This window comes from Shewanella sp. BF02_Schw (assembly GCF_014596695.2).
GTDB lineage: Bacteria > Pseudomonadota > Gammaproteobacteria > Enterobacterales > Shewanellaceae > Shewanella.
In genome coordinates this window covers 563,582-586,616 of record NZ_JABKAW020000001.1, presented here as the reverse complement: position 1 = coordinate 586,616, position 23,035 = coordinate 563,582, and the positions used below count along the sequence as shown (strand labels likewise).

The following is a 23,035-nucleotide window of genomic DNA, read 5'->3' as shown; positions in this document are numbered from 1 at the left end:
ATTAATCACCTCGCAATGCTTTACGCATGCCACTAAATTTTCCCTCAAGAAAGCCTAATGACATTTGATATTCGAGCGCATTTTGCATAAATGCTGCTTGCTCTTTCTGCGTATCGACAGTATTACCATCGCCAGTATCAGCTTGATTTGGCATACGATATTGAACATGCTGTTGACTTAACGCCGTTAAATCAAAATGTTTCTCTGTGGTTTGGCTCATACTCAAGCCTTTCTGATGCGAGCTTGCCGCTTGCATAGCAGAAGCAAAATTGACATCTTGAGCTTTATAATGAGGAGTATTGGCATTGGCGATATTACTTGAAATCACTTCTGCTCTTTGAGCTCGAATGCCCAAAGAGTATTGGTGAACACCTAATGCATTATCGAAATTAATCGCCATAAAATTGCCTCCATCAGCTAACTGGTAGAAATAAAGCAAAGGTTATGCCAACAATTTAATTTATGAGGGAATAAAAGATAAAAACAAACATGCCGACGAATGCCGGCATGATAAATAGATTAAGCTATTATATTATCTAGGTTTTCTTTTGATAATAAATTCCAGGATTACAGCGAACCATATTAAATTCTTCGGTTAATCCCGCAAGAGATTCTGACGCACCCAAAAATAAAATACCTTTAGGATTAAGTGCGGCAGCAAATTGCCGCAAAATTTTAGCCTTTGCCTCAGGAGCAAAGTAAATCAACACATTGCGGCAAAAAATAATATCGTATTTACCTAATAGGCTATAACTTTCAAGTAGATTATGGGCTCTAAAGTTAACTAATCGCTTCACATTATCTTTAACTTTCATGTTACCCGAAGGTAAAGCATCAAAAAACTGACGTTTACGTTCTTCAGACAAACCACGAGCAAGTGCTAAACCATCATATTCAGCATTTTTACAACGATCTAGCATAGAAGGTGATAAATCTGTTGCCTGAATTGTCGCGCCTCCTGGTAAAGCACCAGGTTTACGTTGTTGATATTCCAACACCGTCATGGCCAACGAATAAGGTTCTTGACCTGAAGAGCATGCCGCCGACCAAATTTTTAATGGTCTGCCAAGCTTACTGTATTCAGGCAGTAGAGTATTGTGCAGTAATTCAAATGGATAACGGTCTCGAAACCATAACGTTTCATTGGTGGTCATCGCATCTATCACTTCAGCGCGCAGTTGCCGTTCTATCGGTTTCATCGACTTTTTAACTACCTCAGACAAAGAAGGCAAATTATGCTTCCCCATCAAAGGCGCTAAACGACTGCGGACTAAATATTGTTTGTTCTCACCTAACACAATACCGCTATGCTGTTCTAAAAACAGCCTAAATTGATTGTACTCTGCTTCAGCAAGTGATTTATCTGTCACATTATCTTCCTAATAGGTAAGCCTATGAACTCAACCTCCAATATTTTGCAATATTTTGCAATAATAAAAGGTTTATAAACTTAAATGTTTGTTAACCGCTGCGGCTAACTCATCGGGGTTAAACTTAGCAATAAAGTCGTTAGCCCCTACTTTTTGTACCATCGCTTGGTTAAATACACCACTTAATGATGTGTGCAATACTACTTTGATATTCTTTAATTTTGGATCATTACGAATTTCAGCCGTTAAGGTATAACCATCCATTTCAGGCATTTCAATATCAGAAATGATTAACGGAATTTCAACTGAAACATCATCCATTTCTGCGGCAATACTTTTCAGTTTTTCCAGCGCCTCTCTACCATCTTTAGCGGTATCGATTTGCAGATTTAATGACTCTAACGAACGAATAATTTGTTTACGTGCTACAGCAGAATCATCAATAACCATAATATGATAATGCTGTTCTCTATCAATAGTTAATGCTTCATTGAGCTCTTTACTGATAGAAGTCTTAACCGGTGAAATTTCATCAAGAATTTTTTCAACATCTAGAATCTCAACCAACTCACCTTCAATCTCTGTCACCGCAGTTAAATAAGAAGAACGGCCAGAACCTTGCGGTGGAGGCATAATGGCTTCCCAATTCATGTTGATAATACGTTCAACTGAACTGACTAAAAAGCCTTGAATACTTCGGTTATATTCAGAAATGATAATAAAGCAATTTTCTGTTGATGTCAGTGGGCGTCCACCCGTTGCGGCACTTAAATCGATAACGGAAATGGTTGAGCCACGAATATGAGCAACACCTTTAACAAAACGGTTTAATTTAGGCAACGTAGTCAGTGGTGGGCATTGCAAAACCTCTTTCACTTTAAACACGTTAATGCCAAACCGTTGACGGCCGCTAAGCCTAAACAATAGCAGCTCGAGTCTGTTTTGCCCGACAAGTTGGGTACGTTTATTTACTGAATCTAAAATGCTCGACATAACAAGGCCTTGTAGTTAACTGTCACCCAAAAGGATAAAAATTGTTCTTTGAAATTATAGTAAACCTTGGTTTAGCATAATACGGTTAGTACATATTTTACTGATGGTCACTCAATTTGAGTGTAAACCATCACCAATCTAACAAATACATCTCAATTTAATGAATCAAAAAGTGGGCATGCAACTTGCTTTAATTTTGTATAAATTAGCTCGCACTGTGAACTGACACTTTTTTGACGAAGGGATAATGTTATTCTTATGTCCCCTAGCCCATTTATTTTAGCTTATTGTGTATGCAGAGATTACTCGCATATTTTTCGTTTTTCAAAGTATAGGTGCATTCTGGCAAAACAAGCTAGTATCTTCATTATGAAAGTATTTTTTTTATGTTTTTTGTGTTCAATAGCATTTTCTTTGCCTGCAATTGCTAGCGAAGAAATTATCACACCTTCACTATCGACCATTTATGCGTTAGCTAAAGAGGCGGTAGCCAAAAAAATTGATGCTGACTCAAAAGCTAAAGTGCAAATAACCCCACAAAACCTTGAGGGCAGAATCAGTCCACCAGCCTGTTACCCACCGATTAATGTCGAACTTGCCAGTGAACGGGCTATTAGTCGAAATAACATGGTAAAACTCAGTTGTAATAGCCCTGACTATGACTATCCATGGCAAATGTATCTCTCTGTTCGAGTCGAAATCCAATACCCTGTTGTGGTGGCTAACCAACTATTGTCCCCTGACCAAATTATTGGCGAACATCATTTACAAGTCATGTATGTTGACCAATATAGCTTAAAAGGTCAGTTTTTTTCCGACACCACGACATTAATCGGCTCGCGGGTGAAACGTCGGGTAGCGAAAGACTCTCCAGTATTAAGTAATAACCTGTGCTTTGTTTGCAAAGGTGACACTGTTTCTATTTATGCTAAAACCACTAATGTAGAAATAAAAACCCTTGGGGAAGCATTGCGTGATGGCAATATCGATGAGGTTATCAGAGTAAAAAACAGTAACACTAGCAAACAATTCGATGCGGTTGTAATTGGCGTTGGCGAAGTTGAAGTAAGAATGTAAAATAGCGTTAAAGTTTTTTCCTGGGGTGCCGATAGCCTGATTGGAAAACCTGATTCATTACGCTGGAGCCTCCCATGGCAATTGATATTAAGCATAACACTGCTACCAATACACAAATGCGCACTGCACGTGACACGCAGTCTGCTACGCAATCTACAACTACTGCAGCCCCAAAATCAGCTGCACCGGTTAAAACAGATTCCGTTAGCATTACCTCTCAAGCTCAACAGCTTCAGAGCGCGCAAACAAAAATGGCATCGTTACCAGAAGTAGACCAAAAAAAGGTCGCTGAAATTAAGCAAGCAATCTCTGAGGGACGATATAAAGTCGATCCAGAAAAGCTTGCAGCGAATATTGCCAGCTTTGAAGCAGAGCTAGGCGGTTTATCGTTTGACAGAGAGTAACCGTTAAACGTTACTCTTTAACTTGTTTTAACGACATACAGATAATAGGTGCAAACTTGCACCATAGAGAAGTGTTAGTTAAAAAAACCTAAGAGTAATTTATGACAGAGTTAAACCAGCCATTACACAAGCAAGCAAGCGAAGATCAACGCAAAGAGCTACACCAACTGCTTGATAGTCAAAATCAGACATTAACGCAGCTGAAATCGCTTATTGTTGGAGAGAAAGCGGCATTATCCAAACAAGATGCCGACAAACTGCTGGCGCTTTCCAAAGATAAAACCCAGTGCTTATTCAATATGAAAGCCACTGACGAAAAACTGGCAAGCCACCCACAACACAATCTGCTCACCACCGATACTGAACTGGCACAACAAGTCTCACGAGCTAAAGCTATTCTCGCCGAGTGCAAAGACATCAACAGTCAGAATGCCAGCTTGATTGAGCTCAATATCGCCAGCCTCAATCGTTTTGCCCAGGCATTACAAGCCAGCCGCAATGCCTCAAGCTTGACCTATAATGACAAAGGTAAAACCTCTACCATTTCAACGCTGGGCAATGACTTTTCAGCCTAATAAAACTTAGCAACAGCCTAGAGCGCTGCGCTGCTAGGACGCTTCGCGGCTAGAGGCTATAAAACCTTAGCGACAGCCTAGAGCGCTACGCTGCTAGGACGCTTCGCGGCTAGAGGCTATAAAATCTTAGCAGCGAAGCTGTCCCTAGAAGCGCAGCGACCCTAGCAGGACGTAGTCCGCCCTAGAACCTAGCAGGTGATTTATTGAGCTAGCATAGCTTGGCGTAAACTTTGTTGTACCGGAGTTTCACCTAACCAAATCTTAAGTAAAGCCTGACGAAATGCCTCTCCAACAATATCTCCCTGAGCATTACCATTTTTGATACTGCTCACGCCCTTGCCTTTTTGGGTGACAAAAGTAAATTGATCACCGTCGACAATTTCATCTGCAAACAATTGGGTAAAATGTTCAATATCTTTGGCAATTGAGTGTGTGTCATTGTCGGTAGCAGCTTCAAAACCGTCAGTAATGGCATCACGCATTTTGTTTGAAGTGATCATCCCAGAAGTAATCGTTAGCTGGATCACCGCTATCGGCTGAGTAAGCACATCTTCTAGAGTGTGCACTTTTGTCGGCAGATATAAACTACCCACATATAAATCCATAAAAAACTTACTGCGTACACCAGCGCCATTCAATATCAATGGCTGCTCTGCTACTGTAATTTGCTCTGCTACATCAACATCTGCAATCATGCTAGCTTGCGCCAACAACGGCATCATTAACGATAAGCTCAATCCAATTGAAGCTAATAATTTCATATAAACTCTCTAAAAAACTGCAATATCAACGACTACACCATCAGCCGTTTAACCAACAACCGCAACTCAAGTCGGGTAATTTAACCGCGAACGCCTAATTTATATTGGCCATTCTGTAGAAACATCAATGCTTGCTTGTGCTTTGGCGAGATTAAAATTGGACCATCATCAAAAAATAAAAAGCACTTCCAATTACGCACAAACACATCCCAGCGAGTTTCAACTATTTGGTATTTTTCATAGCAAAAGTACACCACCGCATCATCAGGCCATTGAATATGCGCAATAATTGCTTCGGGCATCGCATTATCATTAGAATCCCATGCCGACTGCCAATGCTCCGTTGCCACCCAAGCATCTTGCTTTATTGGCCAATCACCTTTTTCAAACAGCTCTGCACGACTGCTCTTATTGCTTATCCACTTATCCCACACTTCCATGGCACTTTTATCGGTCAATGGCTTAATCAAGGCCTTATCATCATCTGATACAGGCAAATCTTTATGGTTAAAAATCCACTTACGCTTATAAAGATCAAACGGAATATATGAATGTGACAAACAACTGCTCCTAGCAACAAAAAATGAAGTGCAATTATAACGCTAAAGCCGATCAGACTGCGATAGCGACAGGGATAAATGATGTGATGATTTGTTAAAATATTAATACTGAAGATAAAAAGATTAATTGAAGAAAAGTCTGAATCTAGGAAAAAAACGACTAAATGAAAATGAGGGTAAAAAGAATAGTAGCAAGAATTAACATAAATTATATGGTCTCCCCACAGGGACTCGAACCCCGATCGGCCGCTTAGGAGGCGGCTGCTCTATCCTGTTGAGCTATAGAGAGACCCAGTGATTATACTGAGTTTATAATCGAATTAAACCTTTTATATTTAATTGCTTGATTAATAACCAACTAATTCATAATCGCCTTACTCTTATCGATTAGCACTTAGCACTTAGCACTTAACTCTTGAGTCTTGAGTCTTGAGTCTTGAGTCTGAATTATTAACTTCTTAGAGCTAGGGGCTGTTGATCTTTGTTTGAATTTTGTGCGAAGAAGGTAATCTCGTATAATTCACTTCGCCAAAAACAAATACAACGAGATTACCATGCCCCGATTAATGCTCACTGATGAGATGTGGTCGAAGCTAAAAGCTATTCTGCTTGATGATAGAGTTTATAACAAGCAAGAGCATCGATTTACGATGGAAGGGATCCTTTACCGATTGCGTGTCGGCTGCCCTTGGCGAGATTTACCTGAATATTTTGGCTTATGGAATACCATTTACCGTCGTTTTTTACTGTGGTCAAGAAAAGGTATTTTACTCAGGCTGTTCAAAACATTATCGACTAATAGTGATACTGAATGGGAATTTATTGATGGAAGTTATGTAAAAGCACATCAACACAGTTCAGGTGCATCATCTGATGAAAATCAAGCAATTGGGCTAAGTCGTGGTGGTAATACAAGCAAAATCCATCTCGCGGTAGATAGCTATGGTTTACCGATAGAATTCATTGTTACAGGTGGAGAAGTTCATGATAGTAAAGCAGCTAATGCCCTTATTGAACTGTTGCCACAAAGTCATTTTATTATTGCAGACAAAGGCTACGACAGTGAAGCGATTAGAGATAAAGTGCGTGAATGTGGTTCCAAGCCAGTGATCCCTAGAAGACAAAATTCGAAGCAAGGAAATGGAGATATCGATTGGTGTTTATACAAATATCGGCATTTAGTTGAAAATGCTTTTGCTCGGCTTAAGCATTTTAGAGCGATAGCGACCCGCTATGATAAATTGAAAATTAATTTTGAAAGCCTGCTGGCTCTAGCTTGCTCTATAATTTGGCTGCCAATGTGAAAGATCAACAGCCCCTAATCATTAGTTCTTAATCGCAATATCATTCACTTGAATATTATCTGCACTGTCGATGCCGTCAAATATTGCGGTTGAGCTGTCTTCGGTAACTTGTTCGATAACCACATTGGCACGGCTTTTTGTGGCGATGGCACGCATGGAATTAAATCTGTCTGGGATATTTTTTTGTAATACGATTTGGAACTTATCACCCATTTTAACACCATTTTTACGGCCTAAATTGATGATAATACGATCCCCTTGCCTGGCAACAATTTGGCCTAGTAATGGACGACAGTTTAACTGCTTATCCAGCGACATCACGCTTTGCTGTAAAATATCGCTGATCGCCTGACCATAAGATGATCGCCAAAAGCGCTGGTTAGCAGGTGAGACGATTTCTTGTCTTTCAAATTCCCAAGGCGCTGAGGTGGCGAATGATTCTGACCACACCACTTCACCGCTGATCCCATGGTAAAGGGTTAATTTAAAAATAAACTGCCTTAGTGGATCATCCTCGACAAAGCCCATATAACTACTTTGAGCAGGTTCGGTCGAAATATCAATGATTTCAGGTTGCAGCAGATATTGGCTGTCGGTGATTTCGCCTAACCAACTGGGAATACGATATCCTTTAAAGTTGACCAGTTGATTGGTGTTATCAATTTTTTCATCGGCATGTAGTCGTGCAAAACTGTATCGCGACTGTGCATTGATAGCTTTACCTAATTGCTCGGTGATCCGCTCTTCAAAGTGAGCTAATTGACCATAACGTAACTGTTCGCGTTCTTGTAAATAGGCTTGTGGCAACATAATCGCGGCCTTGAGAGACTGGCTTTTACATTGTGCGTTAGGTTCTTGTTCGCTGAGTTCAAGCTGTAACACCACGGTAATGGTGTGTTGGCTGATCATTTCACTCATTAATTCAACGTTATTGGCCGATCCCATCCGCTGAATTTGAAAGGTATCTTGAGTAAGCCGACCTTGGTTGACTTGTTGTTCGCTGGAAAAGTTAACCCCGGCTTTTAAACTGGCGTAATTTAATGCTTGGCTTATGGCGTCTTCACGGGCTTTATCTATATCGCCATTAACGATTTTAGCCTTACCAGTCACTTCAATTTGTTCAGCCAATACCGACGACGTTACACACAATGCACTCACGCATAGCATTGCTATTACGGCAAGGTGATTAAAGGTTTTTGTTCGGATAACAGGGCTGTGTCGGATCAACATACAATGTCCTAATGTCAAAAAATCGTCTATTTTGCACAATTGTGTAAATTCAGCTTACTCTATTTTAATCAAAGCAAAAATTGTGCCGACTCACTATATTAGTGGTTATTTTCGATGTTGCACTATTACAGTAAAGCTTTGAACGCATTTGCCGATATAAAGACACCAATAATAAAGAGTACATAATTGGCCTTAGTTATCGATGGACAAGGCGATTAAATGACTCATTTATACCAAGACTAGCGGCATTATTTGTTAGAGGAATTATTATGATTAACAGGCTTTTTATCTCCACGGTCATGCTTGCGTCGTTATCGTTAGCGGCATGCACCCAAACGCCTAATGCTGCCAATAACCTTGCCTTTAGTAATAACGGTAAATTTGTCAAAACCGTCGACGAAGATGAGGTTTATCACGATAAACTGGCTTATGATATTCAGGCTGCGGGGATATCACCCAAAGGCCAGGTGAATGTGTGGGCAGAAAAGTTAGTTAACGAGTTAGTGTTACAAAACGACGCCTTGCGCCCAGATCAACCACTGCTGATTTCTACGCCAGTGATGACCAGTAATTTAAATGCAACCAATGAATTAGCATTACAGTTACAACAAGGATTACTCGCGGCATTCCACGCTCATGAATTTAACTTAGTCGATTTAAATGTGGCGACAAATTTGCGCGCCACAGAACAAGGCGAGTTTATGTTGAGCCGCAACTGGGAACTGTTACGTGCAGATTTACCGGTTTCACACGTATTAGTGTCAACCATGACCCTAACCCCTGAAGGAATTGTGTTTAACGGCCGAGTGGTTAATGTGACCAATAATCGCGTCCTTTCAGCGGTGCAATCATTTGTGGCAGCATCGAGTTTGTCGGGTTATTTACAACCCTCTGAACTCATTGAATCACGCAATGGTTTACTGTATCGCCACGAGAATAAGGGCGACAGTCGTTACACCGTATTAGGAGATAAGCTATGAAGTCGTTGATGTTAATTATGCTATTGCTGCTCACTGGCTGTGTGAGCAAAGATAAATATGTTCAGTGGGAAACCGAAGCGCCAGCTTCATTCCCAACACTAACGGCAATTGGTTATGCCCCGTTGGCGACCCAACCCAGTAAAGAGCCATCACATCGTATTTTAATGGCGATGCAAGCTTCAAAAATTGCCGCTTACCGAGAGTTGGCTGAGCAAGTATATGGACAAAAGATTTCGGCAAATAGCGACGTAAGTGAGTGGTTATTAACTGACGACAACGTTAAGTCTAGCGTGAGTGGTATTATTCGCGGCGCTAAAGTGGTTAAGACCTACCCTTCTGGTGAATTTTATGTCACGGAGCTAGCACTCGATTTTAAGCAAGTATGGCAGTTGTACGAACAACAAAATCGCCCTAAACGCGTAAAAGAAGTTACTTACTTTTAATTGAACGTTTACGCTAACTTGTTGATATAAAAATGCCGCTGATATCAGCGGCATATTTATTATATTAGGTTAACACTTATCATTAAAACGTCAGCTTAAACACTAAACCTAATGCTGCTTGGTTTTCCATGTCTTCCGTAACGTCTGGATAACTTAACTCCATTTCTCCAGCAAAATAATAACCTGCATACGCATTAAGGCTAACATTACTAGTTGCTTGCCAGCCTGCGCGAGCAAAGCCTACCCATTCTTCTACTTCAATGGTTTTGTCATCGTCTGCAATTAAAAAACGTTCTGTTCGCATTGAGCTACCCACACCGAAACTCCAGTCACGGTTATACTGATAACTTAACTCTAATCCTGCAGGACCACTAAAACCAGCTTGGAACGGGTTAGCAAGTACCCACTTCTCGTTTATCTGCCAACGTACGGCTAAGTAAGGTACGGTGCGCACTTCTGAAATATCATTTAAGTATGCAACGCCAACACCCAACATATTGCCCGAATCAAAACGGTACATTCCCGATGCGACTACACCATAACTTTGCGCATTTGAAGATGATGCAGTATCGGCATAGGCGTATTGCAGTTTGGGGGCTATAAGAAACATCCAATGATTATCAAGACGGTAAGATAACGATAAACCAGCACTGTACTGATGTATGGTTGACCAAGGTTCAGTACTGCTGCGTAACAGGGTGTTTTGGTTAATATCCCAGTCGTAATCGAGATTGTCGTAGCCTAGATTTGCCCCAATTGACCACTGACGATTGAGTGGCATGCTGGCCGAAAAACTGGTCTTCCAAGCATCACGCTGTAACTGATTAGGGTTATTACTATCAGCCCCAACATTAGCGGTACCCGTTGATGTACGAGCCACAGTGAGCGAAAATGGTGAACGTTCTGGCGCTGCTAAAGCATGCTGACTTAACAACAGTCCCGATGCTAGCAAAATTGACAAAGCTGATGTACTCAATGATTTTGGCTGAATTACGTTAACGTTATAAAGCGTCATATCAATCTGCTTCCCTTCAAATAATGAGATAAGTTAACTATTAACTTGGCTTAACTGCACCTTGGCTTAATAGCACGTTGGGTTAATAGCACCTTAGTTTAATTACGATAATACTGTTATCGCGCCAATTAAGTTCAAGTTTTATTGGTTTATTTTACGTCAACTTGATGAGCTCGCAAAAACATCTCGGCAGTATCTTGCAAGTATTGTTGTCTGGTTGTCAGTAAATCACCTATCTCTAAGCCTAACTCTAGGCGTAATTTTAGTTCGCCAAATAACATTAAACACAATCTAACTGCGCTTTCGTGCGGATTTTCAAAAAAGTATTCGCCATGCTCATTAACCTTTTTTAAGTAATTTCTAATCAGTCCGAGCACATGCTTGGGGCCTGCGTCATAAAACAATCTAGACACTTCTGGGTGAGTGTCGGCTTGAGCTACGCAAGTTTTAAATACTGTCATGGTTTCTTTGCTAACAATCATTTCACCAAATTGCAGAGCAAACTGCAAAATAACCCGTTGTGGATTTGCTGCATCAATTAAAGCTTCGCCAGTGAGTTGATGCACAACACATTTAGACTCAATCGCAGAAACAAACAAATCATCTTTGGAACCAAAGTGAGAGTAAACGGTTTGTTTTGATACACCGGCATGTTTTGCCACTTCGTCCATGCTGGTATTAGGAAAACCCTGATGGCAAAAAAGGTCAATCGCAGACTCAAGTACTTGAGCCCGCTTTTGCTCACTGCGGCTCAAACTAACCTGTTCGATGTTATTAAGCGATGTGTGTGTTTTTGTCATGTTGGTTCCGTAAATTAACCCATTAAGCACAATCGAGTGTCAGCGTTACTACTCATTATTTAGCGTTATAGTAACTAAAAATAGACTGGACAGTCTAGTTTTATAAAACTAGACTACCGAGTCTAGTTAACATTTAAGTTACAAGTCACGATTTGCGGTTAATGAGTTCGCTTATTGTTATTAACACTGGTTTTTAAGATAAATCAACATTGGCACAATATATTGCTTTGCAAGGAATAAACTTATGTACGCGTCAAAGGCATTCACCCCAATCATTCGATACTGGGCGCTAGGTTTAAGCTTAATCTCATTAGGCGGTTGTGGCTCTGAGGTAAAAGAGCATTCACAAACAACTGAGTATCAAACGGTATTGTCACAGCCTTTATCATTAAGCGACCGTTATCAACACATGCAAACTTACACGGGTACAATTCGCTCGGCCAATACCACCGGAATTGGCTTTGAGCTTGCGGGTAAACTGAATAATATCCTAGTCGACAGTGGCGATACTGTGAGCAAAGGACAAATATTAGCGCAGCTTGATACTGATTTATTAACCGCAGAAAAGCAGCAATTACAAGCCAGTTTATTGCAAACTCAAGCGGATATAGATTTAGCAAAAAGCACCTTAGCTCGTACTCAAAAGTTGAAACAACAAAACTATGTGTCTGAGCAGCAACTCGATGAAACCCAGCAACAAGTTATTAGCTTACAAGCTAACCAAAAGCGAATAGAAGCCAGCTTAAGTGCAACCAATTTGAAAATTGAAAAATCAACCTTACTGGCCCCATTCAATGGAAAAATCAGTCAACGTTTTCATAATATCGGCGAAGTGATTGCGCTAGGCAGTCCGGTTTTCACCTTAGTTGGTAACAGTCAGCCTGTGGCTTATATTGGAGTACCCATTGATATCGCACAGCAGTTAACCGCCGAGCAGATGGTAGATGTCCGTGTAGGTAAGCAAACCTTTATCGCTAAAATTGCCGGTATTAGTGCCGAGGTCAATACCATTAGTCGCACGGTTCAGTTGCGTATTCATTTGCCAGACTCAGCCAGAGTGATCAATGGCGAAATAGCTTATTTGGCGTATCAACAAGACGTGCAAGCACCTGGTTATTGGGTGCCTATGTCGGCATTAACCGATGGCGTGCGCGGATTATGGAACGTGTTTGCCTTAGTTGAGGCTGAGCAAGGTTTTTATACCATTGAGCGCCGCGATGTAGAGATTATCTATACCAATGAACAACAAGCGTATATTCAAGGTGCCATAAAACCAACCGATTTAATTGTATTGCAAGGATTACATAAATTGGTCGTTAACCAGAAAGTCACTCTCGCTCAAGCTGAGAAAGCGGGGGCATTATGATTAAAGCATTTTTAGAAAATGGCCGCTTAACCAGTTTATTTATCGCATTATTAATTGTTGCCGGATTAGGGGCGATTTCAAGCCTACCGCGCACCGAAGATCCACATATTACTAACCGATTTTCGTCTGTTATCACTCAATACCCTGGTGCATCTGCAGAGCGGGTTGAAGCACTCGTGACCGAGGTGTTAGAGAATCAATTACGCCGTTTAGAAGATTTAAAGCTAGTCCAGTCGACCTCTCGCCCCGGGATTTCGGTTATCCAGCTAGAATTAAAAGACACGGTCACAGAGACAGATCCGGTGTGGTCACGCGCTCGAGATCTTATCGCCGACAGTAAATCATTGTTGCCAATAGAAGCACAAAATAGTGTATTAGATGATCAACTAGGTTATGCCAATACCGCCATTTTAGGACTTGTTTGGGCTGACGATAGCCCTGTAAGAACCGATATTCTAAATCGTTATGCCAAAGAATTACAAAGCCGTCTAAGACTGCTCAGTGGTACTGATTTTGTTAAACTTTATGGCGCACCACAAGAAGAGATTTTAGTTGAGCTAGATGGCAATAAAATCAGTCAATTGCATTTAACCCCCGCCAGTATTGCCGCTATTTTAAATAATGCCGACAGCAAAATTTCAGCCGGTGAAGTTAATAACAGCCAATTTAGAGCCTTAGTTGAAGTCTCTGGTGAGTTAGATTCGCAGAATCGTATCCGCCAAGTGCCGTTAAAAGTAGACGACTATGGTCAAATTATTCGCTTGGGGGATGTGGCCAATATTAGCCGCCAAGCCAAGACTCCGGCATCGAGTATCGCTTTAATCGACAGTCAGCAAGGCGTTTTGGTGTCTGCACGCATGCTCAACAATAATCGAGTCGATGTGTGGCAACAGCATGTAAGCAGCGCCATAGATGATTTTTCAGCTAATTTACCGGCCAATATTAAGGTGCAATGGTTATTCGACCAACAAAGCTATACCAGTGACCGATTAGGTGACTTGGTGATTAATCTGCTACAAGGATTTGTGATTATTTTAGTGGTTCTGATGCTAACATTAGGACTGCGCAATGCAGTGATTGTGGCGATATCATTACCATTAACCGCATTATTTACCCTCACCTGCATGAAATATACTGGACTACCGATCCACCAAATGTCAGTAACAGGTTTAGTGGTTGCGCTGGGGATTATGGTCGATAACGCGATTGTGATTGTTGATGCCATTGCGCAACGCCGTCAACAAGGTATGAGCAAACTGGAAGCGGTATCAAAAACCTTACACCATTTATGGCTACCACTAGCAGGGTCGACCATTACCACCATGCTAGCCTTTGCACCTATTGTATTAATGCCTGGAGCTGCGGGTGAGTTTGTGGGTGGCATTGCCATTTCGGTCATGTTCGCCTTACTTGGCTCATATATTATTTCTCATACCATTATTGCTGGCCTTGCGGGTCGATTCAGTCGCAGTGAAAAACCAACGGCTTGGTATCAGCAAGGGATGGCATTCCCAAGAATTAGCCAAGCATTTACCGCCAGTTTACAGTTTGCGTTATCTCGGCCAATACTGACCGCTATCGTAATTGGAATATTACCGATAGCTGGCTTTTTTGCCGCGGGCAAAATGACTGAACAATTTTTCCCTCCGTCTGATCGCGACATGTTCCAAATTGAAGTCTACCTGGCACCTCATGTCAGTATTGATAACACTCTCGAGCAGGTCAAACTGATTGATAAAAAGCTGCAACAGATTGACGATATTATCGCAGCTACATGGGTTGTTGGCGGTAATACGCCCTCTTTCTATTACAACTTAACTCAACGGCAACAAGGGGCAACCAATTACGCCCAAGCGATGATTAAAGTGACCGATTATGCCGCCGCCAATCGGTTAATTTTACAATTACAAAAAGAGTTTGATGCCCAATTTCCACAAGCACAGATTTTAGTGCGAAAACTGGAACAAGGGCCTCCCTTTAACGCTCCGGTTGAGCTGCGAATTTATGGCCCTAATCTTGATACTCTGAAAACATTAGGTGAGCAAGTACGCGGCATTTTAGTCGCCACACCAGATGTAATTCATACTCGTGCCACCCTCAGTTCTGGCGCGCCAAAAGTGTGGTTACAGGTGAATGAAGACGCCAGTTTAATGAGCGGCCTAAGTTTGAGCGACATTGCTAATCAAATTCAAATGGCGACTACTGGGATCATTGGTGGCAGCATTTTAGAGCAAACAGAATCACTGCCAATACGGGTTCGCTTAGGCGACAACAGCCGCGAACAAGCCACTCGTTTAGCCGAGATTAATCTGGTGTCACCATCGGGGTCAGGCATTCCACTATCGGCATTATCTTATAACGAAATAAATGTCAGTCGTGGTGCAATACCGCGCAGAAATGGCGAACGCGTTAATACTATCGAAGCTTATATCACCAGTGGAGTATTGCCTGCACAAGTACTCAACGAGGTTAAAGATACTATTGCTAATTTGTCTATTCCTGCGGGATATCATCTCGAAATAGGTGGTGAAAGCGCAAAGCGTAATGAGGCGGTAGGTAATTTATTGTCTAATATTGTGTTGGTTGTAACCTTACTATTAGCAACGGTAGTGCTGTCTTTCAACTCGTTTAGATTAACCGCCATCATTTTACTGAGTGCTTTTCAATCGGCCGGTTTAGGCTTGTTATCCGTGTATGTATTTGGCTATCCGTTTGGGTTTACCGTCATCATCGGTTTATTGGGGTTAATGGGTTTAGCCATTAATGCTGCCATTGTTATTTTGGCAGAACTTGAGGATATTCCCGAGGCGCGCGATGGCAATTTAGCACTCATTATTAGCACGGTGAGCAGTTGCGGGCGTCATATTGGCTCAACCACTATTACCACCATAGGTGGCTTTTTACCTCTGATTATCGCCGGTGGTGGCTTTTGGCCACCTTTTGCTATCGCTATTGCCGGCGGTACGCTATTAGCCACTATGTTGTCACTGATTTGGGTACCGGTAATGTATACCTTATTGATGAAGCCGAAAGGTATACTTGCTAATCACTCAGTCGCGTAATGATATAAATTTCATCAGAATTTTTCATTACTTACCACTTTTTCGTACTAAATAACGGGTAATTAGTAGTCCTTAGATGTACATTTAAACTCGTATACCTACCTATTGAAAATTAATTGTCATAATAATTATGGAATAGTGCATATGAATTATAAAAATTGGCCTATAGCAAAACAAATTGGCTCACTTGCCATATTGTCTTCTATCGTTATCTTTACCGCTATGTCTTGGTTTTCCTATCAATCGGCATCCACTGTATTGCATGACAAAGCAATTCAAGCGATTAAATCACAAATGCACAGTAATACTCATTTAATTGAACTGCAGTTCAACAGTATGCTGGACTTAGCTAAACGAAATGCCGATGTTCTGCGTACCTTATATCCAGGACAATTCTTGATAGAAGATCGCACCGTTGAGGTGTTAGGAATTAAGACCCCTGTACTAGTCCATGATAATGAGCAAATTAACAATTCAAATAATAACGTAGATCACTTTTCGAAGCTTACAGGCGGAGTCGCTACGATATTTGCTCGCGATAATGATGATTTTGTTCGTGTATCAACATCACTTAAAAAAGCAGATGGTAATCGTGCATTAGGGACGTATTTAGGTATTACACATCCCGGTTATCAGCGTTTGGTTAAAGGCGAAGAGTATGAAGGCTACGCCAAGCTTTTTGGTAAAGACTACATGACAATTTATCGCCCAGTAAAAGATCCCAATGGCAAAGTTATCGCTATTCTTTTTATCGGTTTTGATATCACCCGATCTGTTGCACAAATCCAAAACTCACTTAAACAACTGACTCTTGAAGAATCAGGTTCGTATGTCATCATCCGAAACTCTGATCAACAGATTATCTCTCATCGTGAGTTAACATCAGAAGAACCATATAATGAAACATTGCTCGATGGCCTATCGCTTGAACAGGCACTCACAGATAAAGGGAGTTGGGTTTACAGGTCCTTGTCTAATCAAGAAATGTATTCCTATTCCGTATATATTCCCGGTTGGAATTGGACTTTGGTCGGTTTCGTTCCTGAAAAGGAATTGAGTGATGAAAGCTTAGGCATGTTAAAAATTAACGCCATATTGGCATTGCTAGGCGTAGTTATTATTTCCGTTTTACTTTTTAATGTCATTAATCGTGCAATTAAGCCATTAAAGAATCTACAGAGGCAAATAGCTAAATTAGGCCAAGGGGATCTTTCACAAACTTTCGAACAATGCCCTCAAGACAGCCACAATGAAGTTGATCACATCACGATAAGTGTGGCCCAAACGGCTGCAAGTTTAGCAGGATTAATTGAGTCGTTAAAACAGTCTGTCAGCAGCTTAGAAAGCCAAGCAATTCTTAGCCAACAAACATCAAAATTGAATGGTAATGAGGCAAAATCACTGTTAAACCAAACAGAACAGATTGCGACAGCTATCGAAGAAATGTCTTCTTCTATTAAAGATGTAGCGCAGAATTCGAGTCAAGTTGCCCAGCAGGCGCAAGAAATTGATGGCGCATCAAACCAAGGACATACACAGTTAACTCAGGCGGTTACAGAACTACAATCCTTGCGTGAACAACTTATTCAAAGTCAAAAAAATATTGAAAGCGTCAACAATGAAACTCAAGCCATCAGTCAGGTTACTGAAGTCATTAACGGCATTGCAGACCAAACTAATTTACTCGCCTTAAATGCCGCAATTGAAGCAGCCAGAGCGGGTGACCAAGGTCGTGGCTTTGCTGTTGTTGCTGATGAAGTTCGCTCATTAGCACAAAGAACACAACGTTCAATTAGTGAGATAGGTACGACTATTAACAAATTACAACAGCAGGTAGAACACACAGCAACACAAATGATCCAGTGTCAGCAACTGGGTGAGTCCTCAACGGTACAAGCTGATACAGTTAATAATCAACTCACACTGATTAATCATAATATCGGCGAAATGGCAATATTTTCGTCTAGTATTGCCAGTGCCACCAAACAGCAAAGTACGGTAGCAGATGAAGTGTCACGCAGCTTACATACTATTTCTACACTTGCACAAAATAGTGATGAGCGGGCAACAAAAGCGGTAAGTGATTCAGAGCAATTAACCAAACTTGCGCACAGTATCAAACAACAAATAGGTGTATTTAAAGTGGTTTAACTAAGTGGGATTTTAGCAGACCAGTACTCAATCTACTGAGTGCTGGTTAATTATCTTAATCGCTTAGTTGAGCAACGATAATCGTCACAACGAGGATTTGCGACTTAGGTAATACAGGTTCATGCTTAATGTTATTTCACGACAGTAGTTTACGACAAAAAACAAAAATACCCCATTAAGCTGCCGACATACGAGTAATGATGATGACAGCTTAATAAACGAACCTAATTATCTAAATTTCAGCTTATGTGGCTAAGCTAGGTAAGATAATTGGCAGCTGACCTCTAATCGAGTCGATGTCCTGCTTTACAATATCTTTATCTATTTCCAGCGTAACAATTTTAGTGACATTAGTACTCATTTCTTTGCGTAAGTTACCTAGAAAATGAGGTGCGGCAACAACAATCAATTGGCTAAATTTGTGCGCATTATATTCAGCCTCAAGGTATCGACAGATCTCCCTGGCAAATTCGACAGCCTCATTCTTTTTAGGCTCTGTTTTCCCCCCGACAGAATGATGACTATTGGTTGCTCCTCCAGCCTGACGGCCTGGTAGATCGGAGGTTAGTTCCTGTTCATGCTGCTGTGCTTCGGGATGGATCATGCTCTTAATCTCAATTAATGTAGATTTTGCTGTTTCTGCGTTAAATAGACGTGCATGTGCGCTATCCGCGACTAAAATCCAACTGCTCATTATATATCTCCCGTTAAGTGCATTATTAACAAATTGCCATGTTCAAAAAACAAACAATTAGCGTTAATTAATTATAGACAATATTTCTGTTAACACTTGGGAATTGAGCAGTATTTCCTGGTATCTTTGAATAAAAATCTTACTTAGCAGTGGCGAGTGTACTACATATTTTTTGGGCTTTTTATAAGGCGGAGACTGAACATAAAATTGGCTTTGTTAACAGCCACTAAGTAACAAGCTAATGAGTGCTAGATTGAGTCATTAGTTAAAACCGGTCGATTTTAGTTTTGTAAACAAGATGAGTAGCCAATAAAAAACCGCTTTATTACTAAAGCGGTTTTTTTATATCAAACGATATAACGTTTATAGTTCGTTGTTACGATCCATATTTTCAGTATTCTCAAGCCATAACGCGTTGATGATACCGAATGAACACGCTAACAATACCCCTAAAATCCACGCAAAATACCACATAGACGTTGCTCCTTAATTTAGTAAAGTGAGCTTTTGTTGTTTTCAACATACTCACGATTTAAGCGGCCGTACATCTTGTAGTAAGTCCAAATGGTGTAACTTAATACTGTAGGTACGAAGATAATAGCGGCAACGGTCATCACTTTTAGTGACATTTGGCTGGCTGTAGCATCCCACATTGTTAAGCTGACATTAGGTTCTAATGATGAAGGCATAACAAATGGGAACATTGCTGCACCACAGGTTAAAATGACACTAGCAACCGCAAGCGAACTGAAAAAGAACGCAAATCCACTACGATTTAAACGACTGGCAAAAATCACCAATATTGGCATTAATAAGCCTAACACCGGGAATAACATGGTAAGAGGATATTTATCATAGTTGGTTAACCAAGCACCCGCTTCAACCGCCACTGTCTTAGTGGTTGGATTTGACGGGCCAGCAAGGTCGAGGGCTGAGGTAATAACATAACCATCAATACCGTTTACAAGCCAAACACCAGCAGCACCAAACAGAACCACTAATAGACCACCACAAATTTGCGATGCTTTAGCGCTTCTAACGCGCAGCTCTCCGTCGGTCTTCATTTGTAACCATGTAGAGCCTTGCATTATCACCATAGTGACACTCACAAGACCGGCTAATAAGCCAAACGGATTCAATAAACCCAACAGACCGCCATGATAAGTGGCGCGTAAATATTCATCAAAGTTAAATGGTACGCCTTGAAGCAAGTTACCAAATGCCACACCAATGATTAACGGTGGTACAAAACTGCCGACAAATAATGCTCTATCCCATGACTTACGCCATCTTGGATCTTCAATTTTAGAGCGATAATCAAAACCGACTGGACGTAAAAACAATGCAAATAGTACTAGCATCATTGCCACATAAAAGCCCGAAAACGATACCGCGTAGACCATAGGCCAAGCAGCAAATAATGCACCACCCGCCGTCACTAGCCATACTTGGTTACCGTCCCAATGTGGTGCGATAGTGTTAATCATAATACGGCGTTCAGTATCATCTTTACCAATAACGGGTAACAATATACCTACGCCCATATCAAAGCCATCTGTCACGGTAAAACCAATCAACAGCACGCCGATTAACGCCCACCAAATAAATCTTAATACTTCATAATCAAACATAATCAGGTCCTCAGATTAAGCATCTTGGGTTTCGAAATGGTAACGGCCGGTCTTTAAGCTGCTTGGACCAAGACGAGCAAACTTATACATCAAGTAAGCCTCTATCACCAACAGGATGGTATAGAACACCGTAATCGAAATAATACTGAACCAAAGATCCGCCGTCGTTAAACTAGACGCCGACATGAATGTTGGTAGCACTTCAGAAATGGTCCAAGGTTGGCGACCAAACTCTGACACAAACCAACCAGCTTCAATGGCTACCCATGGAAGTGGCAAACTGTAAAGAGCAGCACGAAGTACCCACTTTTTCTCGGCGATTTGATGACGAGTGCTTTGCCAGAAGGCCGCAGCAAACACCAATAGCATTATCATCCCAGAGCCAACCATTAAGCGGAAACTCCAGAACATAGGCGCCACGGTAGGAATTGAGTCATAAGACGCTGCAATAATTTGCTCTTCAGTCGCATCCACCACTTTGTCGGTATAACGCTTAAGTAAGAAACCATAACCTAGGTCGATTTTGGTTGCTTCAAATTGCTCTCTAACCTCAACCGATTTATCACCTGCACGTAATTTTTCAAGTAAAGCATACGCAACCATACCGTTACGAATTCGTACTTCGTGATCTTTAATAAGATCCTTAATACCGGTTACTTCTCCATCTAAAGAACGTGTCGCAATGATACCCATCGCATATGGGATCTTAACGGCGTAATCCGTGTGCATAGTTTCTTGGTTAGGGAAACCAAATGCAGTAAAGGCTGCTGGTGCAGGTTCAGTGTGCCATTCAGCTTCAATTGCCGCTAATTTAACACGTTGGACTTCACCGACTTCATAACCCGATTCATCACCTAACACGATGACCGATAAAATGGATGCCATACCAAAGCTTGCTGCAATAGCGAATGAGCGACGAGCAAAAGGTAAATCTCGGCCTTTCAATATGTAATATGAGCTAATGGCAAGTACAAACATGGCACCGGCAACATAACCAGATGCGACGGTATGAACAAACTTAACTTGCGCGACGGGGTTAAATACCACTTCGGCAAAATTAGTCATTTCCATACGCATAGTTTCGTAGTTAAACACCGAACCCACTGGATTTTGCATCCAACCATTGGCGATCAAAATCCATAAAGCTGACATATTAGAGCCAAGAGCGACAAGCCAAGTGACGACTAAATGTTGGCGTTTGCTGAAGCGATCCCAACCAAAAAAGAACATCCCGACTAACGTAGACTCAAGGAAGAACGCCATTAAGCCTTCAATCGCCAGAGGCGCGCCAAAAATGTCACCTACGTAATGAGAATAGTAGGACCAGTTAGTACCAAACTGGAACTCCATCGCTAAACCCGTTGTTACGCCTAAGGCAAAGTTAATCCCAAACAACTTACCCCAAAATTTAGTCATGTCTTTATAAACTTGCTTATTGGTCATCACATACAGTGATTCCATAATCGCAAGAATAAAGGCTAAACCTAGGGTGAGTGGAACAAATAAAAAATGATACATGGCTGTCAGCGCAAATTGAAAACGCGATAGCTCAACGACCTCTTCGATAATCATTGGCGACTCCTTACTTCAGTACAACCAAATACGACATAGCAACACTCGGTTACCATAATGATGATGTTATACCTGAAAACGGTAATATTGAAGCAGTGGACAACTCACCAAAGAGTGAAAAATGATAAATTAATCTATTTGCCTGTGTTTTCAAGTCCAGTCCTAAACGCCCTATATCTTACGGTATAATGGCTTGGTAGATCATATTTTTTAATCAAAAATGTGATAAGCATTAGATTATTTGCATGAATAATTTTTTGAGTTAAAAAATCAGTCCTTTACAGTCGATCTCACACCTATTCGATGTACATTTGATGTCAGATGGATCACAACTCAACAAGAAACTTGTGGTATTCGTTGTAATAAAAATTGTACAACCATCGCCCCCCTATCTTGAGGTATTGACAAAAAATGGATAATTGCTAGGAATAAAAAGCAAGCATGTCTTATTTTTGACAAAACACCCTGCTCACTCAGATTGTTAATAAAAAGTAGTTAAATACACAAAAAATTAATATTAGATAAATATTTCTATAATTAACAATACACAATGATATTCATAACGCACTGTTTAAATTAAGTATAAGTAAATTTATTTTAAAAATTAAATTAAAATAATACAATAATTCATTAAATAAACTAATGCCAAACATCATTTTTTCTCGTTTGAGCATACATTAGTTCAATTGTATAATTTGCGCACAATTAAGAAGACGAACACTAAGTAGTGCAATGAGTCGTTGTCTTAATTCCAGTGACCTAACCTAGAGAGAATGTGCTATGACTCAATTATTCGAACATATTGCCAACTTGTACAAACGTGTTTTTACTGAAATGTTTACTGCTAAAGAAGTGAAATAAGCGAGCTCACGTTTTTATCTATACCGTGTTTAGTGAATGTTTTTTGTTAGCGCAGAAATAATATTAAGCGGTAATCGTTATGATCCAAGGATAACGAATCAGAAAACCCCATAGAATAAATCTATGGGTTTTTTCTTTACCACGACAACATAAAATCAGCAGCGCTAAACAAATTGAAACCAATAA

21 protein-coding genes and 1 tRNA gene are annotated in these 23,035 nt (G+C 40.8%); 9 read left to right on the top strand and 13 right to left on the bottom strand.

Annotated elements, in window-relative coordinates:
• Position 1: 1 nt before the first annotated feature.
• From flgB to HNW13_RS02760, 3 genes are all read right to left on the bottom strand, one after another.
• A complete protein-coding gene (gene flgB / locus HNW13_RS02770) occupies positions 2-400 on the bottom strand; it encodes a flagellar basal body rod protein FlgB (RefSeq protein ID WP_182743881.1) in 399 nt (132 codons plus the stop codon).
• Between the two features lie 136 nt (positions 401-536).
• Positions 537-1,370, bottom strand: a complete 834-nt coding sequence (locus tag HNW13_RS02765) for a protein-glutamate O-methyltransferase CheR (RefSeq protein ID WP_101085440.1) — start codon at positions 1,368-1,370, stop codon at positions 537-539.
• Positions 1,371-1,442: 72 nt separating this feature from the next.
• On the bottom strand, positions 1,443-2,363 hold the full coding sequence (locus tag HNW13_RS02760; protein WP_162022644.1) for a chemotaxis protein CheV: 921 nt from the start codon (positions 2,361-2,363) through the stop codon (positions 1,443-1,445).
• A gap of 369 nt (positions 2,364-2,732) precedes the next feature.
• Between HNW13_RS02760 and flgA the strand changes: the two genes are divergently transcribed.
• The 3 genes from flgA (at position 2,733) to HNW13_RS02745 (ending at position 4,419) form a co-directional block, all read left to right on the top strand.
• Positions 2,733-3,440, top strand: coding sequence for a flagellar basal body P-ring formation chaperone FlgA (gene flgA, locus HNW13_RS02755; RefSeq protein WP_192115353.1), 708 nt, complete (start codon positions 2,733-2,735; stop codon positions 3,438-3,440).
• A 74-nt stretch (positions 3,441-3,514) separates the two neighbouring features.
• Entirely contained in the window at positions 3,515-3,844 is a 330-nt protein-coding gene (gene flgM, locus HNW13_RS02750; RefSeq protein ID WP_011636631.1) for a flagellar biosynthesis anti-sigma factor FlgM, read from the top strand.
• Between the two features lie 101 nt (positions 3,845-3,945).
• Entirely contained in the window at positions 3,946-4,419 is a 474-nt protein-coding gene (locus tag HNW13_RS02745) for a flagellar protein FlgN (protein ID WP_192115354.1), read from the top strand.
• 200 nt (positions 4,420-4,619) lie between these two features.
• Here the strand turns inward: HNW13_RS02745 and HNW13_RS02740 are convergent, their stop codons facing one another.
• The 3 genes from HNW13_RS02740 to HNW13_RS02730 form a co-directional block, all read right to left on the bottom strand.
• Positions 4,620-5,180, bottom strand: coding sequence for a chalcone isomerase family protein (locus tag HNW13_RS02740; RefSeq protein WP_192115355.1), 561 nt, complete (start codon positions 5,178-5,180; stop codon positions 4,620-4,622).
• Positions 5,181-5,260: 80 nt separating this feature from the next.
• The gene (locus HNW13_RS02735; protein WP_059747885.1) at positions 5,261-5,740 is read right to left on the bottom strand and encodes a DUF2947 domain-containing protein; all 480 of its coding nucleotides are present in this window, start codon (positions 5,738-5,740) and stop codon (positions 5,261-5,263) included.
• A gap of 213 nt (positions 5,741-5,953) precedes the next feature.
• A tRNA-Arg gene (locus HNW13_RS02730) sits at positions 5,954-6,029 on the bottom strand.
• Positions 6,030-6,294: 265 nt separating this feature from the next.
• On the opposite strand from HNW13_RS02730, the gene HNW13_RS02725 reads away from it, so the two are divergent.
• Positions 6,295-7,044, top strand: coding sequence for an IS5 family transposase (locus HNW13_RS02725; RefSeq protein ID WP_124011573.1), 750 nt, complete (start codon positions 6,295-6,297; stop codon positions 7,042-7,044).
• 21 nt (positions 7,045-7,065) lie between these two features.
• Here HNW13_RS02725 and HNW13_RS02720 read toward each other — a convergent pair whose 3' ends face one another.
• Positions 7,066-8,274 carry a flagellar assembly protein FlgT gene (locus tag HNW13_RS02720; RefSeq protein WP_101085448.1) on the bottom strand — a complete coding sequence of 403 codons (1,209 nt, stop codon included), beginning with the start codon at positions 8,272-8,274 and terminating at the stop codon, positions 7,066-7,068.
• Positions 8,275-8,543: 269 nt separating this feature from the next.
• Between HNW13_RS02720 and HNW13_RS02715 the strand changes: the two genes are divergently transcribed.
• Complete coding sequence (locus HNW13_RS02715; RefSeq protein WP_182743934.1) at positions 8,544-9,254, top strand: FlgO family outer membrane protein; 711 nt, start codon at positions 8,544-8,546, stop codon at positions 9,252-9,254.
• A complete protein-coding gene (locus HNW13_RS02710) occupies positions 9,251-9,697 on the top strand; it encodes an LPP20 family lipoprotein (protein WP_011636625.1) in 447 nt (148 codons plus the stop codon). The genes HNW13_RS02715 and HNW13_RS02710 overlap by 4 nt, the downstream gene beginning before the upstream one ends.
• 82 nt (positions 9,698-9,779) lie before the next feature.
• Here the strand turns inward: HNW13_RS02710 and HNW13_RS02705 are convergent, their stop codons facing one another.
• Positions 9,780-10,712 (bottom strand): DUF6268 family outer membrane beta-barrel protein, encoded by a 933-nt coding sequence (locus HNW13_RS02705; protein WP_192115356.1) that lies wholly within the window; start codon positions 10,710-10,712, stop codon positions 9,780-9,782.
• A gap of 149 nt (positions 10,713-10,861) precedes the next feature.
• Entirely contained in the window at positions 10,862-11,512 is a 651-nt protein-coding gene (locus HNW13_RS02700) for a TetR/AcrR family transcriptional regulator (protein WP_162022626.1), read from the bottom strand.
• Between the two features lie 244 nt (positions 11,513-11,756).
• Here HNW13_RS02700 and HNW13_RS02695 point away from each other — a divergent pair, with 244 nt between their 5' ends.
• The 3 genes from HNW13_RS02695 to HNW13_RS02685 all read left to right on the top strand — a co-directional run bounded on the left by HNW13_RS02695 (position 11,757) and on the right by HNW13_RS02685 (position 18,091).
• Positions 11,757-12,878, top strand: coding sequence for an efflux RND transporter periplasmic adaptor subunit (locus HNW13_RS02695; RefSeq protein WP_192115357.1), 1,122 nt, complete (start codon positions 11,757-11,759; stop codon positions 12,876-12,878).
• Positions 12,875-15,940, top strand: coding sequence for an efflux RND transporter permease subunit (locus HNW13_RS02690; protein ID WP_192115358.1), 3,066 nt, complete (start codon positions 12,875-12,877; stop codon positions 15,938-15,940). Before HNW13_RS02695 ends, HNW13_RS02690 begins: the two co-directional genes overlap by 4 nt.
• Positions 15,941-16,084: 144 nt before the next feature.
• The gene (locus HNW13_RS02685) at positions 16,085-18,091 is read left to right on the top strand and encodes a methyl-accepting chemotaxis protein (protein WP_192115359.1); all 2,007 of its coding nucleotides are present in this window, start codon (positions 16,085-16,087) and stop codon (positions 18,089-18,091) included.
• Positions 18,092-18,335: 244 nt separating this feature from the next.
• Here HNW13_RS02685 and HNW13_RS02680 read toward each other — a convergent pair whose 3' ends face one another.
• The 4 genes from HNW13_RS02680 to HNW13_RS02665 all read right to left on the bottom strand — a co-directional run bounded on the left by HNW13_RS02680 (position 18,336) and on the right by HNW13_RS02665 (position 21,988).
• Positions 18,336-18,785: a host attachment protein gene (locus tag HNW13_RS02680; protein WP_192115360.1), complete on the bottom strand. Its 450-nt coding sequence runs from the start codon at positions 18,783-18,785 to the stop codon at positions 18,336-18,338.
• Between the two features lie 363 nt (positions 18,786-19,148).
• Entirely contained in the window at positions 19,149-19,259 is a 111-nt protein-coding gene (cydX, locus tag HNW13_RS02675) for a cytochrome bd-I oxidase subunit CydX (protein WP_011636618.1), read from the bottom strand.
• A 17-nt stretch (positions 19,260-19,276) separates the two neighbouring features.
• The gene (gene cydB / locus HNW13_RS02670) at positions 19,277-20,416 is read right to left on the bottom strand and encodes a cytochrome d ubiquinol oxidase subunit II (protein WP_182743939.1); all 1,140 of its coding nucleotides are present in this window, start codon (positions 20,414-20,416) and stop codon (positions 19,277-19,279) included.
• A 15-nt stretch (positions 20,417-20,431) separates the two neighbouring features.
• Entirely contained in the window at positions 20,432-21,988 is a 1,557-nt protein-coding gene (locus HNW13_RS02665) for a cytochrome ubiquinol oxidase subunit I (RefSeq protein WP_162022620.1), read from the bottom strand.
• Positions 21,989-23,035 lie beyond the last annotated feature (1,047 nt).

What these genes read in the sequence shown, in the direction of transcription:
- flgB (WP_182743881.1), bottom strand. Translation starts at nt 400, where the DNA reads ATGGCGATTAATTTCGATAATGCATTAGGTGTTCACCAATACTCTTTG.
- HNW13_RS02760 (WP_162022644.1), bottom strand. Translation starts at nt 2,363, where the DNA reads ATGTCGAGCATTTTAGATTCAGTAAATAAACGTACCCAACTTGTCGGG.
- flgA (WP_192115353.1), top strand. Translation starts at nt 2,733, where the DNA reads ATGAAAGTATTTTTTTTATGTTTTTTGTGTTCAATAGCATTTTCTTTG.
- flgM (WP_011636631.1), top strand. Translation starts at nt 3,515, where the DNA reads ATGGCAATTGATATTAAGCATAACACTGCTACCAATACACAAATGCGC.
- HNW13_RS02745 (WP_192115354.1), top strand. Translation starts at nt 3,946, where the DNA reads ATGACAGAGTTAAACCAGCCATTACACAAGCAAGCAAGCGAAGATCAA.
- HNW13_RS02740 (WP_192115355.1), bottom strand. Translation starts at nt 5,180, where the DNA reads ATGAAATTATTAGCTTCAATTGGATTGAGCTTATCGTTAATGATGCCG.
- HNW13_RS02725 (WP_124011573.1), top strand. Translation starts at nt 6,295, where the DNA reads ATGCCCCGATTAATGCTCACTGATGAGATGTGGTCGAAGCTAAAAGCT.
- HNW13_RS02720 (WP_101085448.1), bottom strand. Translation starts at nt 8,274, where the DNA reads ATGTTGATCCGACACAGCCCTGTTATCCGAACAAAAACCTTTAATCAC.
- HNW13_RS02715 (WP_182743934.1), top strand. Translation starts at nt 8,544, where the DNA reads ATGATTAACAGGCTTTTTATCTCCACGGTCATGCTTGCGTCGTTATCG.
- HNW13_RS02710 (WP_011636625.1), top strand. Translation starts at nt 9,251, where the DNA reads ATGAAGTCGTTGATGTTAATTATGCTATTGCTGCTCACTGGCTGTGTG.
- HNW13_RS02705 (WP_192115356.1), bottom strand. Translation starts at nt 10,712, where the DNA reads ATGACGCTTTATAACGTTAACGTAATTCAGCCAAAATCATTGAGTACA.
- HNW13_RS02700 (WP_162022626.1), bottom strand. Translation starts at nt 11,512, where the DNA reads ATGACAAAAACACACACATCGCTTAATAACATCGAACAGGTTAGTTTG.
- HNW13_RS02695 (WP_192115357.1), top strand. Translation starts at nt 11,757, where the DNA reads ATGTACGCGTCAAAGGCATTCACCCCAATCATTCGATACTGGGCGCTA.
- HNW13_RS02690 (WP_192115358.1), top strand. Translation starts at nt 12,875, where the DNA reads ATGATTAAAGCATTTTTAGAAAATGGCCGCTTAACCAGTTTATTTATC.
- HNW13_RS02685 (WP_192115359.1), top strand. Translation starts at nt 16,085, where the DNA reads ATGAATTATAAAAATTGGCCTATAGCAAAACAAATTGGCTCACTTGCC.
- HNW13_RS02680 (WP_192115360.1), bottom strand. Translation starts at nt 18,785, where the DNA reads ATGAGCAGTTGGATTTTAGTCGCGGATAGCGCACATGCACGTCTATTT.
- cydX (WP_011636618.1), bottom strand. Translation starts at nt 19,259, where the DNA reads ATGTGGTATTTTGCGTGGATTTTAGGGGTATTGTTAGCGTGTTCATTC.
- cydB (WP_182743939.1), bottom strand. Translation starts at nt 20,416, where the DNA reads ATGTTTGATTATGAAGTATTAAGATTTATTTGGTGGGCGTTAATCGGC.
- HNW13_RS02665 (WP_162022620.1), bottom strand. Translation starts at nt 21,988, where the DNA reads ATGATTATCGAAGAGGTCGTTGAGCTATCGCGTTTTCAATTTGCGCTG.